The sequence below is a fragment of the Sulfitobacter sediminivivens genome, from assembly GCF_042611115.2.
GTDB lineage: Bacteria > Pseudomonadota > Alphaproteobacteria > Rhodobacterales > Rhodobacteraceae > Sulfitobacter > Sulfitobacter sediminivivens.
This window is the reverse complement of sequence record NZ_JBHGAR020000040.1, coordinates 1-15,450: the sequence shown is the minus strand read 5'-3', so window position 1 is coordinate 15,450 and position 15,450 is coordinate 1. Positions and strand designations below refer to the sequence as shown.

14 protein-coding genes are annotated in these 15,450 nt (G+C 56.9%); 3 read left to right on the top strand and 11 right to left on the bottom strand.

Annotated features, from left to right (window positions below; all coding sequences use genetic code 11):
- Positions 1 to 292: 292 nt before the first annotated feature.
- The 3 genes from ACEWL3_RS20100 to hemB all read right to left on the bottom strand — a co-directional run bounded on the left by ACEWL3_RS20100 (position 293) and on the right by hemB (position 2,731).
- Complete coding sequence (locus ACEWL3_RS20100) at positions 293 to 859, bottom strand: lipid-binding SYLF domain-containing protein (protein WP_386178728.1); 567 nt, start codon at positions 857 to 859, stop codon at positions 293 to 295.
- 332 nt (positions 860 to 1,191) lie between these two features.
- A complete protein-coding gene (locus tag ACEWL3_RS20095) occupies positions 1,192 to 1,638 on the bottom strand; it encodes a GNAT family N-acetyltransferase (RefSeq protein WP_386178731.1) in 447 nt (148 codons plus the stop codon).
- A 94-nt stretch (positions 1,639 to 1,732) separates the two neighbouring features.
- Positions 1,733 to 2,731 carry a porphobilinogen synthase gene (gene hemB, locus ACEWL3_RS20090; RefSeq protein ID WP_386178734.1) on the bottom strand — a complete coding sequence of 333 codons (999 nt, stop codon included), beginning with the start codon at positions 2,729 to 2,731 and terminating at the stop codon, positions 1,733 to 1,735.
- A gap of 122 nt (positions 2,732 to 2,853) precedes the next feature.
- On the opposite strand from hemB, the gene ACEWL3_RS20085 reads away from it, so the two are divergent.
- On the top strand, positions 2,854 to 3,381 hold the full coding sequence (locus tag ACEWL3_RS20085; protein WP_386178737.1) for a component of SufBCD complex: 528 nt from the start codon (positions 2,854 to 2,856) through the stop codon (positions 3,379 to 3,381).
- Between the two features lie 31 nt (positions 3,382 to 3,412).
- On the top strand, positions 3,413 to 6,886 hold the full coding sequence (gene mfd / locus ACEWL3_RS20080; RefSeq protein WP_386178740.1) for a transcription-repair coupling factor: 3,474 nt from the start codon (positions 3,413 to 3,415) through the stop codon (positions 6,884 to 6,886).
- A 23-nt stretch (positions 6,887 to 6,909) separates the two neighbouring features.
- Here mfd and ACEWL3_RS20075 read toward each other — a convergent pair whose 3' ends face one another.
- From ACEWL3_RS20075 to ACEWL3_RS20055, 5 genes are all read right to left on the bottom strand, one after another.
- Positions 6,910 to 7,098, bottom strand: coding sequence for a hypothetical protein (locus ACEWL3_RS20075; protein ID WP_386178743.1), 189 nt, complete (start codon positions 7,096 to 7,098; stop codon positions 6,910 to 6,912).
- A 207-nt stretch (positions 7,099 to 7,305) separates the two neighbouring features.
- Positions 7,306 to 8,487, bottom strand: coding sequence for an MFS transporter (locus ACEWL3_RS20070; RefSeq protein ID WP_386179444.1), 1,182 nt, complete (start codon positions 8,485 to 8,487; stop codon positions 7,306 to 7,308).
- A gap of 143 nt (positions 8,488 to 8,630) precedes the next feature.
- Positions 8,631 to 9,041, bottom strand: a complete 411-nt coding sequence (locus ACEWL3_RS20065) for an adenylyltransferase/cytidyltransferase family protein (protein ID WP_386178746.1) — start codon at positions 9,039 to 9,041, stop codon at positions 8,631 to 8,633.
- A 337-nt stretch (positions 9,042 to 9,378) separates the two neighbouring features.
- A complete protein-coding gene (locus ACEWL3_RS20060) occupies positions 9,379 to 10,023 on the bottom strand; it encodes a DsbA family oxidoreductase (RefSeq protein ID WP_386178749.1) in 645 nt (214 codons plus the stop codon).
- Positions 10,016 to 11,539, bottom strand: coding sequence for a class I adenylate-forming enzyme family protein (locus tag ACEWL3_RS20055; protein WP_386178751.1), 1,524 nt, complete (start codon positions 11,537 to 11,539; stop codon positions 10,016 to 10,018). Before ACEWL3_RS20055 ends, ACEWL3_RS20060 begins: the two co-directional genes overlap by 8 nt.
- 66 nt (positions 11,540 to 11,605) lie before the next feature.
- Between ACEWL3_RS20055 and ACEWL3_RS20050 the strand changes: the two genes are divergently transcribed.
- Positions 11,606 to 12,229 (top strand): helix-turn-helix domain-containing protein, encoded by a 624-nt coding sequence (locus tag ACEWL3_RS20050; RefSeq protein ID WP_386178754.1) that lies wholly within the window; start codon positions 11,606 to 11,608, stop codon positions 12,227 to 12,229.
- Between the two features lie 7 nt (positions 12,230 to 12,236).
- Here the strand turns inward: ACEWL3_RS20050 and ACEWL3_RS20045 are convergent, their stop codons facing one another.
- The 3 genes from ACEWL3_RS20045 to ACEWL3_RS20035 all read right to left on the bottom strand — a co-directional run bounded on the left by ACEWL3_RS20045 (position 12,237) and on the right by ACEWL3_RS20035 (position 15,157).
- A complete protein-coding gene (locus tag ACEWL3_RS20045; RefSeq protein WP_386178757.1) occupies positions 12,237 to 12,890 on the bottom strand; it encodes an MIP/aquaporin family protein in 654 nt (217 codons plus the stop codon).
- Positions 12,887 to 13,363: an arsenate reductase ArsC gene (locus tag ACEWL3_RS20040; protein WP_386178760.1), complete on the bottom strand. Its 477-nt coding sequence runs from the start codon at positions 13,361 to 13,363 to the stop codon at positions 12,887 to 12,889. Before ACEWL3_RS20040 ends, ACEWL3_RS20045 begins: the two co-directional genes overlap by 4 nt.
- Positions 13,364 to 13,438: 75 nt before the next feature.
- Positions 13,439 to 15,157: an extracellular solute-binding protein gene (locus ACEWL3_RS20035; RefSeq protein ID WP_386179447.1), complete on the bottom strand. Its 1,719-nt coding sequence runs from the start codon at positions 15,155 to 15,157 to the stop codon at positions 13,439 to 13,441.
- Positions 15,158 to 15,450: the final 293 nt, after the last annotated feature.

Sequence of the window (15,450 nt, the reverse complement as noted above, 5' to 3'; positions counted from 1 at the left end):
CCTGCGCCGGGTTATTGCGCATCTCTGGACGATGCCGCGCGCAAGAAATTGAAGAACCGCCTGATCGATATCTTACCAACGGATCCGGATGGGATGATCCTGCTTGCCGCGCGCGCATGGGCAGTGCTTGGAACGCGATAACACTTAACTAGTGCATCAAACAGCAACGCTATTGTGACAACTGCTGCTTTGTTCGCAATCCGGTTCTCAAAGCCAGTTGGTCAGATTCAATTACAGAAACCGCGGACGACGGCATCGCCCGCGTTCAGAAGCATGCTCGTCTTGCTAATCGTTAGGGGATAATTCGCGAATATTTGGTGCCTTCCAGCGTCGCGCCAATGCGCAGGCCCGCCCGGCCAAAGACCGCTGCAAGAACCGGGGCCAGGACGGTTGTTGTGTCTGCGGCCACGCTGTCGCCCTTGTCAGAGATCACGTATTCCAGATCGGCACCCGCCGCCCAACCGGGGGACCGGCGGAAATCGGTCAGCGCCTGTTCGGTCATGAAAAACAGCACATGCGCATATTGCTGCGCCCCGATTTGCAGACCACCGGATGCCTTGGTCACGGAATAATAATCAACGGTGGTGTCATTGACGCGCAGGGCACCCCGACCATACGCACCGCCAAAGCCCAGACCCGCTTCTGTTACCAGCGGCATGACCAGCATGCCATTGGCCTTGGCGGCGAGATTTTGGGTGTTTGGAAAGCTGCGGTACATCTCTGACAATGTCGCATCGACCCGCGCATCAATCATCGCCCCACCGCGTCCGCCCACGCCGTTGCCGCATGCTGCGGTCACGCCCACACCTGCCAACGCGCCAAAAGTGAATACGCGCCGCGAGAAAATCGGATTTTTCATCATGTACTGCCTGTAATTGTTGCCTGTTGCCGGTTCGCCCGACTTGTGAGGAACATTAAGCAAAAATATGCCGGTTGTCATGCGTTTTGGGGCAGATAACGATAAAGTTGGCGGATTAGTGCCTTTTAATGAGCAAAAGCACCAACGCGAGGACAGCAAAGCGGACAGAACGACCTATCGTCCCTGCGTTTCAAACGCCCGCTCACCGCAAATCCATCCTGATCTAGCAAAAACAGGGAAAAAAGCTAGGCCCCGAAGGCGGAAGCGTACTGCACTTCTCCTTGTGCCTGTGCAGAACCGAAACCGATTGCCTGTATGTATTCTGTAGGAACTTAGCCGAATGTCAGATCGCCAGGAGATGAGAAACCGAAACGTCCATAATAGGCAGGGTCGCCTAAAAGAACACAGCCGGCTGCGTAAAGTGAGCGAAGCGTCCCCAGACCATCTTCAATCAGTTGCCGCCCAATACCGGCGCTTTGATGCTCCGGGTGAACTGAAACAGGCCCAAGACCGAACGATTTACCCTTTGAACACGATATGGTCACCGGAGAAAAGGCGATGTGACCAACAATCTGGTCATCGTTTAAAACAACAAGTGAGAGAGTGAGGTCGCCGCTCTCACGATGGTCATCCACAATCTGTGGCTCGCTGCCATCGCTCATTTTGACGGGTGCGAAAGCTGCTTCTGTCAGATTATATATCGCTGCTTTATCACCGGTAATTTCATCACGTATTATCATGACAATAATAATGGTGCCGCTACTCTTGGAAGAAAACACTTATTTGAAATTCCTACCCGGTTTCAGTGTGTCCCACGAATGCCGCCTTTCATTTGCATCGCAGCATCCGACAAAATGACTTCAAAGCCGACATTCACATAGACAATACTTTTGCCGCGTCCGGTGCAAAATATGTCAGCACGCCGTCACAGCCTGCACGTTTGAACGCCATCAGGCTTTCCATCATCACCCGCTCTTCGTCAATCCAACCGTTTGCACCGGCGGCTTTGATCATCGCGTATTCGCCCGACACCTGATAGGCAAACGTCGGCGCGCCAAAGGCGTCTTTGACGCGCCGACAGATGTCGAGATAGGGCAGGCCGGGTTTGACCATAACCATATCAGCCCCTTCGCTGAGGTCGCGCGCCACAAGTCGCAGCGCTTCATCTCCATTGGCCGGGTCCATCTGGTAGGTTTTCTTGTCGCCGGTCAGCGCGCCCGACGCGCCAACCGCATCACGGAACGGACCATAGAACGCCGAGGCATATTTGGCTGCATAGCTCAGGATCATCACGTCTGAATGCCCGGCACCTTCAAGCGCCGTGCGGATCGCGCCAATCCGGCCATCCATCATGTCCGATGGCCCAATGATATCGGCCCCCGCGTTGGCCTGCGCCAGCGCCATCTTGACCAGCGCCTCGACCGTGCGGTCGTTCACGATGATGCCATCCTCAACAAAACCGTCGTGGCCATTGATGTTATAGGTGTCCAGTGCCACATCGCTCATCACCGCCATCTGGGGCACCGCAGCTTTGATCGCACGGATCGCGCGGTTGGCGGGGTTCTCAGGGCCCCAGGCCCCGGCACAATCTTCGGTTCGGTCCGCAAGCCCGGTGTAGGGAAAGACGCACATCGCCCCGATCCCCAGATCGGCGGCAGCGCGCGCGGCCTCGGCCACCTTATCCACGGACCGCCGCATAACGCCGGGCATGGACGGCACCGGTTCTTCAATGCCCTCGCCGCTGCGCACAAATACCGGCCAGATCAGATCCCCAACCGACAGGGCATTTTCACGCACCAAAGCCCGGATGGAGGGGGTCGCGCGGGTCCGGCGCAAACGCATAGCGGGAAAGGGGGCGTGAACAGGGTGCATGCAAAAATACCTCAAATGGCGGCCACCTTGGCTTGCCACGAAAAATCACGCGCCTCAAGGGTAGGAATTGCCGCAAACCCCCGCTATGACGGCCGGACTTTGCCAATGATGGACGCCAAACCTTGGACTGGTATCAGATACTTTTTGAACTGATTGACATGCGATCCTTCTCGAACCTGTGGTTCTGGATCGTGCTTGCCGTTGTGTGGTCAACCGCCAGCCACTGGGTGATTGGCGTGCCCTATGACATGGTGCTGCGCGCGCGCAGACAAGGCGATCAGGCGCAGGTCGATCTTGAGGACATGGTGCGCATCATGGTGAACCGGATGATGTACATCGGCCAGCTGTCGGGCCTGTGGTTGCTGGGTTTCGGATGCTTTGGTCTGACCATGCTGGGGCTTCTGGCATTTTACTACAAAATGGAATTTGCACAGGCGGTGTTCTTGCTGGCCTTCCCACTGTCGATTGTCGGCATTCTGAGCATGTCAACAGCACGATTGATCCAGCTTGAGGATGCCAAGGGCGAACGGCTGCACAAACGCCTGTTACGGCATCGTCTTTACACCCAGATCATTGGCATGGTTGCGATTTTTGTAACGGCCCTGTGGGGCATGTATCAAAATATGGCAATTGGCCCTCTTGGTGGTTGACAGCGCGCCCATCGGTGCCAATTGAGGCCCCATGGCTGAACAGACCAAAATTACCCTTTCCGGCACTCCCGAAGGATTTGATGCCAAGGCAATCCTGGATGAGATTGCCAAAAAGGGCGTGCCTGTCGTGCATGTCGCGCGCGATGACAAACGCATGGCGGCGATGCAGGCAGCGTTGCGATTTTTCGCACCTGATATGCCCGTGGTCACCTTTCCCGGCTGGGATTGTCTGCCCTATGATCGAGTGTCGCCCAATGCCGATATTTCCGCCCAACGCATGGCCACGCTGGCCGGGTTGGTGCATGGGATGCCGGACAAATACATCCTGCTGACAACCCTCAACGCTGCAACGCAACGCGTGCCAGCGCGTGCGATTCTGCGTGATGCCGCGTTCAGTGCCCAGGTGGGCCACCGCATTGACGAAGCGGCCTTGCGCACATTCCTGGTGCGGATGGGATTTGTCCAAAGCCCCACGGTGATGGAACCGGGTGATTATGCTATTCGCGGTGGCATCATTGATATCTATCCGCCCGGTGATCTTGGCCCGGTGCGTCTGGATCTATTTGGTGACACATTGGACGGGGCTCGCCGATTTGACCCGGTCACGCAGCGCACCACCGAAAAACTGGATTTGATTGAGCTTGCCCCGGTGAGCGAAGTCATACTGGATGAGCCCGCAATCACCCGGTTTCGGCAGAACTATCGCATTGAATTTGGTACGGCAGGTACCGATGACCCGCTTTACGAGGCGATCTCGGCGGGGCGCAAACATCAGGGTGCGGAACACTGGCTGCCGTTCTTTCACGACGACCTCGAAACACTGTTTGATTATGTGCCCGGTGCCACGGTCACGCTGGATGATCAGACAACGCCCACGCGGTTGGCCCGCTGGGACAGCATTGCGGATCAATATGAAACACGGCGGTTGGCGATGGCGAACCGGTCCAGAATGGACAGCGTCTATAAGCCAAGCCCACCCGAAGGTTTGTACCTGACCGATGAGGCATGGTTGTTGGCCACAGCGGACTTGCGGGTGATCCAGTTCAACCCATTACCACAACCCACGGGGCCCGGTGTCTTGGACGCTGGCGCGCGGATCGGGCGCAACTTTTCACCAGAACGGCAACAGGAAACTATCAGCCTTTTTGGGGCCTTGGCAGCGCATATTAAAGCGAAACTTCAAGACGGGCCGGTACTGATCGCCAGCTATTCTGAGGGCGCGCGCGAACGCCTGACCGGGTTGATAGAGGATGAAGGGTTGGCCGAAGCCATTCCGATATCCAATGCCAAACGCCTGGGCAAACGCGGGCTGCATCTGGCGGTCTGGGCGTTGGAACATGGATTTGAGGCACCGTTTGGTGAGGGCCAGCTGACGGTTATTTCCGAGCAGGATGTGCTGGGTGACCGCCTGATCCGCGCCCCCAAGCGCAAGCGCCGCGCCGAGAATTTCCTGACCGAGGCGCAAAGCCTCACACCCGGCGATCTGGTTGTTCATGTGGACCACGGCATCGGTCGATACCACGGCATGGAAGTCATCACCGCGGCTGGGGCCGCACATGAATGTCTGGTGCTGGAATACGCAGAAAACTCCAAGCTTTATCTGCCGGTTGAGAACATCGAACTGCTGTCAAAATACGGCCACGAAGAAGGTCTGCTTGATCGGTTGGGCGGCGGCGCATGGCAGTCGAAAAAGGCCAAGCTCAAGGAACGCATCCGTGAGATGGCTGATAAGCTTATTCGCATTGCCGCCGAACGCGCCCTGCGCAAGGCCCCGGTGTTGGAACCACCGCCCGGCATGTGGGACGCCTTTAGCGCACGTTTTCCTTATACTGAAACCGACGATCAATTGCGCGCCATTGGCGACGTGATTGATGATCTGACCAGTGGCAGGCCGATGGATCGGCTGATCTGTGGGGATGTGGGATTTGGCAAAACCGAAGTGGCCATGCGGGCTGCGTTTGTCGCGGCCATGTCAGGGGTTCAGGTGGCCGTCATTGCGCCCACGACCTTGCTGGCACGCCAACATTACAAGAGCTTTGCAGAACGGTTTCGCGGCTTTCCAATCAACGTGCGCCAACTGAGCCGGTTTGTCAGCGCCAAAGACGCCGCAATGACCCGCGATGGCATGGCGCGCGGCATCGTGGACATCGTGATTGGCACCCATGCCCTGTTGGCCAAAGGCATCCGGTTTCAGAACCTCGGCTTGCTGGTCATCGACGAAGAACAACATTTTGGCGTGGGTCACAAAGAGCGCCTCAAGGCATTGCGCACGGACATTCACGTGTTGACCCTGACCGCAACGCCAATCCCGCGCACCCTGCAACTGAGCCTGACAGGGGTGCGCGACCTCAGCATCATCGGCACGCCGCCCGTCGACCGACTGGCGATCCGCACTTATGTCAGCGAATTTGACACCGTGACCCTGCGCGAAGCCTTGTTGCGCGAACACTATCGTGGCGGGCAATCATTCTATGTGGTGCCGCGCATCAGTGATCTGCCCGAGATTGAGGAATTCCTCAAATCCCAACTGCCTGAACTGAGCTATATGGTGGCGCATGGTCAGATGGCGGCCGGTGAATTGGATGACCGCATGAACGCCTTTTATGACGGTAAATATGACATCCTGCTGGCAACGACGATCGTTGAATCCGGCCTCGATATCCCCACTGCGAACACGATGATCATACACCGCGCCGATATGTTTGGTCTTGCACAGCTTTATCAGATCCGTGGCCGGGTAGGGCGCTCCAAAACCCGCGCCTATGCCTATCTGACCACCAAACCACGGGCAAAACTGACCGCCACCGCAGAAAAGCGTCTGCGGGTGCTGGGCTCACTTGATACCTTGGGGGCCGGGTTCACCATCGCATCGCAGGACATGGACATTCGCGGGGCCGGAAATCTGCTGGGCGAAGAACAATCAGGCCAGATGCGCGATGTTGGCTTTGAAATGTATCAAAGCATGCTGGAAGAGGCGATTGCCAAGATCAAAGCGGGCGAAATGGAAGGCCTGAGCGAAGCAGATGATCAATGGGCCCCGCAGATCAATCTGGGCGTACCGGTGTTGATCCCCGAGGCATTCGTCCCCGATCTGGATGTCCGGCTTGGCCTTTATCGCCGCCTGAGCAGCCTTAGCACCAAGGTCGAGCTGGAAGGTTTTGCCGCCGAATTGATCGACCGCTTTGGCAAGCTGCCGCGCGAGGTGAACACGCTGATGTTGGTGGTGCGGATCAAGGCGATGTGCAAACGCGCTGGAATTGCAAAACTGGATGGCGGGCCAAAGGGGGCAACGATCCAGTTTCACAATGACAAATTCGCATCACCCGAAGGGCTGGTATCGTTCATTCAGGATCAACGCGGCCTAGCAAAGGTCAAAGACAACAAGATCGTCGTGCGCCGGGACTGGAAGAACGATGTCGACAAAATCAAAGGTGCATTTGCCATCGCCCGTGATCTGACAGAGCACGTGATTGCCAAAGAAAAGAAGATCGCAAAACGCGGATAACTCTGCGTCAACGATGGCCCGTTCTAGACTGGCATATTGTCAAAAAAATCTTCGTCCTCGTCGGCGGTGCTGACAGCCGCGTATCTTGGAGGTCTCTTTTGGTTAAGCAAATCGTGCAGGCGTTTCGCCAGCGTTGCTTTTTCCTGGTCACTGGCACGCGACAGGATGCGTTCCAAAGCAGAGATGTTGTCATCGAGGGTTGTGGAGGTCATGGCAGTGTCCCTTTTGATGCAGATTAAGCAGATCATTCAGGTCAGGCGAACACGTCATTTCAGCAGCGCAGACATAGACCTGACCAAAGCAACAATAAGCAGCATTTTGTGCGCTTAAGCTGAGTCATATCAACCTAAAAGTGAATCAAAAGTTAATCTGGCAATTATCCGCACATTAAACAGGCACAGATGGATCGGGCCCGCGGGTTACGCTGCATTTGAGGTTTGCTGTGCCTCCACGCGGCCCATCTGCAGCATAAGCGCAAAACCGACCGCTGCCATAAACAGCACCGACATGACCAAAGGCGTTGTGGTGCCATCGAAAAGCGCGCTGATTGGCACAACAACCAAGGCGGCAATCACTGTTGAGAAAGCCCCCGTCACCGACGCCGCCATGCCAGCGATATGGCCCATCGGCTCCATCGCGATGGCATTCAGATTGCCCAAGGTCAGCCCGGCCTGAAAAAACAGACAGGTCTGCCAGACCACGAAAGCCACAAAGCCATAGGGCTCTGTCAGGCTTGCAAGGCTGAACATCAACATCGCCCCGGACAACAGGATTTGCGCCCCCAGCGTGATCGTTACCAACCGACGCATGCCATAGCGGACAACAAGCAGCGCGTTGATGATGCTGGCGCTGCCCGCCACAAGGGCGATGCCGCCGAACCAAAACGGAAAGCTGGCGGAACGGTCGAATACCTGAGAATAGATCGGTTGCACCAGCATCAGGGTGATGATCAGCATCGACATTGCAAGTGTCTGCACCAGAATGGATATCCGCACGGTGGGATGGCTGAAAATCTCGACTACAGCAACCCACATCAGGCGCAATCTGAGCGGGCGACGGCGGTCGGGCGGCAAGGTTTCAGGCAGGCGGATGGCCATCCAAACAGCGATTGTCACCGCAAAGATGATAAACGCCAGAAAAATACCGCGCCACCCGGATACGGAAATGATCAGCACCCCAATTGCCGGCGCCAGCACCGGAACCAGCGTAAAGACCACCATCACAAACGAAATGATCCGCGCCATTTCACGCCCCACAAACAGATCGCGGATGATCGCGGCGGACACGACCCGCGGGCCGGATGCGCCCAGCCCCTGAAAGATCCGGGCAATAAGCATAATCTCAAGCGTGGAACTGTACCACGCGACGGCCGCAGAGATGATGTAAATCGCAAGACCGACGAAGACGATTGTGCGCCGTCCATAGGCATCGGAAAGCGGGCCTGCGACAAACGTTCCGATACCCATGCCCAAAAAAAATGCCGTGAGGATCAACGGCGCGCGATGTGCCATATCAGGCGCAAGCTCAGACGCTATTTCAGGCAGTGCGGGCAACATTGCGTCCATCGAGAACGCAATGGTCGCGAAAAGCATTGCGATCATCGCGACAAATTCAACACGGCCCAATTTAAATTTTTTGTTTTTGAACGGCACGCAACGCTCCGAAAAATAATCGGGCCAATTGTGACGCGACTTGGCGTCAGACTTAACCTAAGGTTGCGCGCGGCACAATCAACAAACGTTAATTATGCCAAAGCTGAATAGCGTGTGCCCGAAACGGCATTCACCTTTTCGTGGTCCGGCAGGTAAAGCACTTGGGCGATATCCCGCAAATGGTCGCACTGACCGGCCCAGGCAGCGCTTATCGCAAGAACAGAAACATTGTAGTTTATCACGTCGGTATGCTTTTGTTCAAAGCTCTCTTCCGTAATGACACGAGATACGAACCGGCATTTGCGCAGTATTGCCCGGCGCGTCTCCAAAGATTGCAGACAAGGGTAACCTTGCAAGTGGGCGAAATCATCGCTGGCGCAGCCAACGATCAATTCATCTCCAAGTGCCGCTAGACTGCGCAAAAGTCTGATGTGATTTTGACCGAACTGATCAAAGCGACCGTATGTCAAAATGACACGGTGCCGGCCTTCAATCTGGGTCACGTTGATTCTGTTTCTGAGGATGCGCCAGAACAGGGGCCTTTTTCATTGCGCCAGACGGCTTTGATCGCGCGTGCCGTGTCGGATTGCGTGCCACTCGTGTCAAACGATCGCCCAAAGGCCCCAACTGCCACAGATCTTTGATGTTCAGATGGACGTATTTTGACCACCGCGTCCGGTGTTGTGTGCTCGTCTGCCATATTACCCGCTCAATTTTTTATTGGATGGAGGCTTTTGCCCCTCATTAACACCAGACTACGGCAACATTTTCTCAGACGCAAAAGGAAATTGGGTTTTTCACTGCGGCGACTGTCTCTGGGGTCGTTACATTGGTCGCCGATTATTGCTGTTGTGCTGCGATATCCGCGATCACCTGCGCCCAAAACTCTGGAGATTGCGCACCGGGGACCGCGTGTGTGCCCGCCACGATGAATGTGGGGACCGAACTGATGCCCATCTTGCGGCTGTGTGCATCACGATTCCGAATGTCTTGGGCATCCACATCCGTTTGCAAAAGCTTTGTGGTGACGGCGGCGTCCATCTCGATGCTGTCGGCTATATCTGCCAGAACCTCGACAGCACCGATGTCACGAGCATCGACGAAATAGGCCTTGAAAAGCGCGGATACCGCCGCCGTTTGACGCCCTTCAATCCCCGCCCAATGGATCAGGCGGTGGGCATTGAGCGTGTTTGGCGTACGCTTCATCGCTTCGAAATTGATTGTCAGGCCCGCCGCCTTGGCGTGCTCCACAACCGGCGCATAGGCGCGCACCGCACCTTCCTTGCCGCCAAATTTCCCTTCCAGATACGCCCGTCTGTCCATGCCTTCGGGCAGCATATCAGGGTTCAACTGAAAGGGATGCCATTCAATGACAAACGGATGGTTGGGGTGCTCCGTCAGTGCGCGGTCCAGATGCGCCTTGCCAATATAGCACCACGGGCAAATTGGGTCGGACATCACATCAAGCTTGATCGGTTCACGCATGGTTCTGAGCCTCAAATGCGGCCCTGAGGGACCGTCGCAGCAATTTGCCATTGGCACCCAAGGGCAACGCTGGCAGGTGGACATAAAGACGCGGCTGTTTGTAACGCGCCAGCTTGCTCCGGGCATAAAGGTGCAAGGCGTCCTCGTCCAGTGCGGTGGTGGCGGTATAAAAAGCCGCGATCACAAACACATCCGGTTTGATCTGCACCTGACAGACGCCGATGCTGTCCACGCCGGGGGCATCTGCCAATGTGCTCTCAACCTCAAGGGGTGATACCCGAAAGCCACCTGCGTTCATCATGTCGTCGTTGCGGCCCAGATAGGTGATCTGCCCTGCTGCGTCCATCACGCCCTGATCACCCGTCAAAAACCAATCGCCCTGATAGCGCGCCGCTGTTTGATCAGGCGCGCCGAGATAGCCCAGCATCAGGCCCGGATCACTGCGGTGAATGGCGATGGTGCCGGGAGTATCTGTGGGCTGGGGTCCATTATCGCTCATGATTGCGACCCGGCGGCCCGGTTGCGGTCGTCCGATCGTGCTATCAGTGGCCGGGGCGTTGGGGCTGGCCGAGATAAAGGTCGAACATTCCGACATGCCAAAGGCCTCGTAAACGGCGGTTCCGGTGGCCTTTTCCCAAGCCGCCCTGACGGCGCCCGCCATTTTTTCACCAGCACTCAGGCCATGTCGCAGATGCGGCAAATTTGGCGGCAGTTCCTGAGCTGCCAGAACGTGCCGATAGACACCCGGTGCCGCGGCAAAAATCGTCGCCTCGTGACGCGCCAATAAGGCAGGGATTTCATCTGCTGAGGTGCCGGGGGCCGGGATCAGCGCCGTCGCCCCGATTGTCCAGGGGTCCATCAACCCGGTGCCAAGCGTATAGGTCCAATTGAACGCGCCTGCGTGCAGCACCCGGTCCGATTGGCGCAAGCCATACCAGCCGTCAAACATCATCTGCCGTGCCCATATGGCACGGTGCGCATGCATCACAGCTGTCGGTTTGCCCGATGTGCCAGAGGTATAGATGATATAGCCAAGGCGATCCGCATCCCCCATGTGCCAGTCGGCAGCGGGCAAAGCCCACATGGCCTGCAAATCCGGCACCGTCAGGATGCAACCGAACGCGGGGCAGGCGACCTGCGCATCCCGCAGAATGGCGCGGGGGTTTAAATCGTCGATGATCTTGACCACCTCAGCTTCTGTCAGCGCTGCAGAGGTCGGAACCGGCACCATGCCGGCGGCCAATGCGCCCAAATAGCAAAGCGGGAAATCCACGGTACTGCCAAGCCGCATCAACAGGGTGTCACCGGGGATAAACCCCGCACGGATCAGCCCGGTGGCAATGCCCCGCACCGCGCGCTCGACCGCACCGAATGTCCAATCCTGATCGCCATCAGGCGACAGCAATGACAGGGCAACTTTATCGCGCAGATCATCCGCCCGCGACAACACATGCGCCGCCAGATTGAACGGGTTGGGGCAGGGGCCAAAGGGGCTGGATTGCAGGGGTTCTGACATGCCCCCCGCGCTAGCGCAGCATCGTGCGCGTTGCAAGAGAGCACACGGGCCGCTATAGCCACCATCATGAGCGTTGAGAGCCCAAAAACCCTGATCCAGGTTGCCCGCACGTCTGGCGAAACTGACGTGGTGCCCCCCATCGATCTGGGCGCGCGGGTCCGCGAATTGCGCAAGGCGCGCAAATGGACGCTTGAACAGGCGGCAAAACAGGCGGGCCTTGCGCGGTCCACCTTGTCCAAGATCGAAAACGGACAGATGTCACCGACCTATGATGCGCTTAAAAAGCTCGCGGTGGGGTTGGAAATTTCGGTGCCGCAACTGTTCACACCCCCTGCGGCGGACAAGATCACCGGGCGCATGGCGCTGACCAAATCCGGGGAAGGGGCGGCCAAGGCCACCACCACCTATGAACATGAACTGCTCGCCGATACGCTGCGCAAGAAACAGATGTTACCCTACCGCGCCCGCATTCGGGCCCGCGCCATGGAAGAATTTAATGGCTGGGTGCGCCACGACGGCGAAGAATTTCTGTATGTCCTGACCGGCGTCATCCGGCTTTACACCGAGTTTTATGAACCTGTGGACATGCGGCGTGGTGACAGTGCCTATTACGATGCTGCAATGGGGCACAACGTCATATCAATCAGCCATGAAGATGCGACCATTCTCTGGGTAACATCGCTGGTCTAGCTTTTCGTCATTGTTCATCGAACAACGCTTTGAGCGCGAAATGACCAATGCCCACCGCAACCAGCTGCGCCACGATAAAGGCCGGAATATGTGCCGGATTGATGCCCGCGAACGTATCGGAAAACCCACGTGCGATGGTCACTGCCGGATTGGCAAAGCTGGTTGAGGCGGTGAACCAATAGGCCCCGGTGATATAAAGCGCGACCAGGGTTGGCACGGCTTCGGCGCGCGCCTTGAGGCCGCCAAAGATCACCATCAGCAGGCCAAAAGTCGCAATCATCTCTGACAGCCACTGCGCGCCGCCTGTTCGGTGCAAAGTCATCGACCATTGCCAAACCGGCAGTTCAAACATGAGGTGTGTGACCAATACGCCGATGATCCCGCCCACAATCTGAGCAGCAATGTATCCCAGCATATCGCGCATCGGCATGCGACCACGCAACGCAAAGGCCAGGCTTACTGCAGGATTGAAATGCGCCCCGGAAATCGGCCCCAGAACCGCGATGATCACATAAAGCATACAGCCCGTAGCAATCGCATTGGCCAGAAGTGTGATCGCCACATTGCCTTGCGCCAGCGATGCCCCCATCACCCCGGAGCCAATGACAGAGACCAGCAGCAGCGCGGTGCCAAGCCCTTCGGCGACCAATCGGCGGATCATGCGATCAACCCGCTTGTGTTCAGGTGGTCCTGCAGGGTGGCACGGTCCATCGTCTCTAGTGGGGCGGCCAAGAACGCCTCTGCGCGGCGCTGCAATATGTCAAAGGCATCTGCAAATGCAGCTTCCGCCTGATCGGGGGATGCCGCGGCAGGATCTTCAACACCCCAATGCGCGCGCAGCGGTGCGCCGGGCCAGATCGGACAAGACTCTGCGGCGGCAGATCCACACACGGTGATCACGATGTCCATCTCGGGCGCATCATCGGTTCCAAACTCATTCCAACTTTTCGACCTGAAGCCGACCGTCTCATGACCTTTGGCGCTGAGCAGTGCGATGGCATGTGGGTTTACCTGACCCGCTGGCTGGCTGCCCGCAGAATAGGCGGTGACACGGCCCTTTCCAATATGGTTGAGCAATGATTCCAGCAAGATGGAGCGGGCGGAATTGCCCGTACAGAGGACAAGGATGTTCATGTGGTACAACGCGCCTTTGGGATGATAGAAAGGATACCTGTCGCCTATCCGCACGACGTTACGGTTTTATGACACTCAGTCCTTGGGCTCCCACCACCAGACCTCGGGCATGAAATTCGGACCATCGCCATAAATCGGCAAGGTTTCTGGGTATTTCATCCGGGCGTCATGCGCAATCAACCCCTCATCATATTGCCAGAACGGGATCACATAGCGGCCCGCCGTCAGGACCCGGTCAAGCGCGCGCACGGCGGCGGTGAAATCCTCTGTATCGCGCGCCGACAGCATCGTGTCGATCAAGGCATCAATTGCTGGTGATTTGACCCCCATCAGATTGCGCGATCCGGGTTGGTCTGCGGCCTCTGACCCCCAATAGAACTTTTGTTCATTGCCGGGGCTCAGCGACAGCGCACGGCGAAAGGTGGTCATGTCGAAGTCAAACTCGTTTGTGCGCCCCACAAATTGCGCATCATCGACGGTTTCGATCTCGGCCGCGATGCCAAGACGGTTCAGCGCTTGCAGGTACAGCTCGGCGATGGCGAGATCCTGACTGCTGCCCTTGGACATGAGGATCTTGAACGACAGCGGCGCGCCATCCGCGCCGCGCATGGTTCCATCCTTGGCGGAAAATCCGGCGGCTTCCAATTGTTTGAGCGCCAATCGGATGCCCGCGCGGTTGCGCACCGACCCGTCGGCCACAGGCAAAGCGTAGCCGTCGATTGTGCCGGGCAATAGCTCGTCTTCAAAGGGTGTCAGCAATGACGCGACCTCGGCCGGGGCCGGACCGGGCTGCATCGCCAGGTGGGAGTTGGAATAATAAGACGATATCCTTGGCAACGCGCCGCCGGTCAGTGTCTCGTTGATATATTCGAAGTTGAACGCCGCAATCAGCGCATCGCGCACGCGCCAGTCGTCAAAAGGTGCACGCCGGGTGTTCATCACAAAACCGGTCATGCCCGATGGTTTTTGATGGGCAAAGGTGGATTTGACCACATCACCGCGTTCTATGGCGGGAAAGGTATATTGGCTGGCCCAGGTTTCAGCGTTGAATTCGCGCACCGCCGAAATCTCGCCCGCCTTGAACGCTTCAAACAGCACCGCAGCATCGCCGTAAAAGTCGATGACGATCTGGTCAAAGTTGCTGGTGCCTTTTCGAAACGGCACATCGGCCCCCCAATAATCGGGATTTCGGTCCAGCACCACTTGCCGACCTGCCTGATATTCGCGGACCACATAAGGGCCAGAGCCAACCGGGACCTCTGCCAGCGGGGCGTTGGCAAGATCCTTGCCATCCCACTGGGCCTTGGACAGGATCGGGCGCATGCCTGCCAAAAGCGCCAACTCACGGTTGTTGGTGTTGAAGGTGAACCTGACAGAACGCGGGCCGGTTTGCTCTATCTTTTCAATCTGCGACCGCAGCCCATGGTATCTTGGGTGACCCACAGTGCCGAGCGTGTCGTACGAAAAAATCACATCTTCAACCGTAACGGGAGAACCGTCAGAAAAGCGGGCGTTCTCCCGCAACGTGAACTCGACCCAGGACCGGTCATCGGGTGTCTCAACCGATTCGGCCAAAAGACCATAAAGAGCAAACGGTTCGTCCCAGGATCGACCCATCAGGCTCTCGTGGGTAAAGAATGACAACTGCCATGGCACCGTGCCTTTGCGCACGAACGGATTGAGGCTGTCAAAGCCGCCAGTATTGCCAAGGGTGATCTTGCCGCCCTTGGGTGCATCGGCGTTCACATAAGGCAATGACACAAAATCAGGTGGTAGGGCAGGGTCACCGTACATAGATATCCCATGTTGCGGTTCTGCCGCCGCCATCGCGCCCCAGAGAATCAGTGAAGAAACGCCCGCAACGCACCGCATCTTTTGGAAAATATTTATTGCCATTATTGCAACAATCTCGCTCTGCCCTTGTTTCATTGAGCCAATCCATAACCGGGGATTCTAGTGTAATCAAACTTTTAACTTGGCGCGCGGCGACTGAGCGCTTATAAAGAAGTTACTGCTCGATAGGTTTCTTGCCTGTATGAAACCTGCCTCAATAACTTAACGCCAGCTTCGTGCTGGCGTTTTTTTTT

What these genes read in the sequence shown, in the direction of transcription:
- ACEWL3_RS20100 (WP_386178728.1), bottom strand. Translation starts at nt 859, where the DNA reads ATGAAAAATCCGATTTTCTCGCGGCGCGTATTCACTTTTGGCGCGTTG.
- hemB (WP_386178734.1), bottom strand. Translation starts at nt 2,731, where the DNA reads ATGCACCCTGTTCACGCCCCCTTTCCCGCTATGCGTTTGCGCCGGACC.
- mfd (WP_386178740.1), top strand. Translation starts at nt 3,413, where the DNA reads ATGGCTGAACAGACCAAAATTACCCTTTCCGGCACTCCCGAAGGATTT.
- ACEWL3_RS20075 (WP_386178743.1), bottom strand. Translation starts at nt 7,098, where the DNA reads ATGACCTCCACAACCCTCGATGACAACATCTCTGCTTTGGAACGCATC.
- ACEWL3_RS20070 (WP_386179444.1), bottom strand. Translation starts at nt 8,487, where the DNA reads ATGATCGCAATGCTTTTCGCGACCATTGCGTTCTCGATGGACGCAATG.
- ACEWL3_RS20060 (WP_386178749.1), bottom strand. Translation starts at nt 10,023, where the DNA reads ATGCGTGAACCGATCAAGCTTGATGTGATGTCCGACCCAATTTGCCCG.
- ACEWL3_RS20055 (WP_386178751.1), bottom strand. Translation starts at nt 11,539, where the DNA reads ATGTCAGAACCCCTGCAATCCAGCCCCTTTGGCCCCTGCCCCAACCCG.
- ACEWL3_RS20050 (WP_386178754.1), top strand. Translation starts at nt 11,606, where the DNA reads ATGAGCGTTGAGAGCCCAAAAACCCTGATCCAGGTTGCCCGCACGTCT.
- ACEWL3_RS20045 (WP_386178757.1), bottom strand. Translation starts at nt 12,890, where the DNA reads ATGATCCGCCGATTGGTCGCCGAAGGGCTTGGCACCGCGCTGCTGCTG.
- ACEWL3_RS20040 (WP_386178760.1), bottom strand. Translation starts at nt 13,363, where the DNA reads ATGAACATCCTTGTCCTCTGTACGGGCAATTCCGCCCGCTCCATCTTG.
- ACEWL3_RS20035 (WP_386179447.1), bottom strand. Translation starts at nt 15,157, where the DNA reads ATGTACGGTGACCCTGCCCTACCACCTGATTTTGTGTCATTGCCTTAT.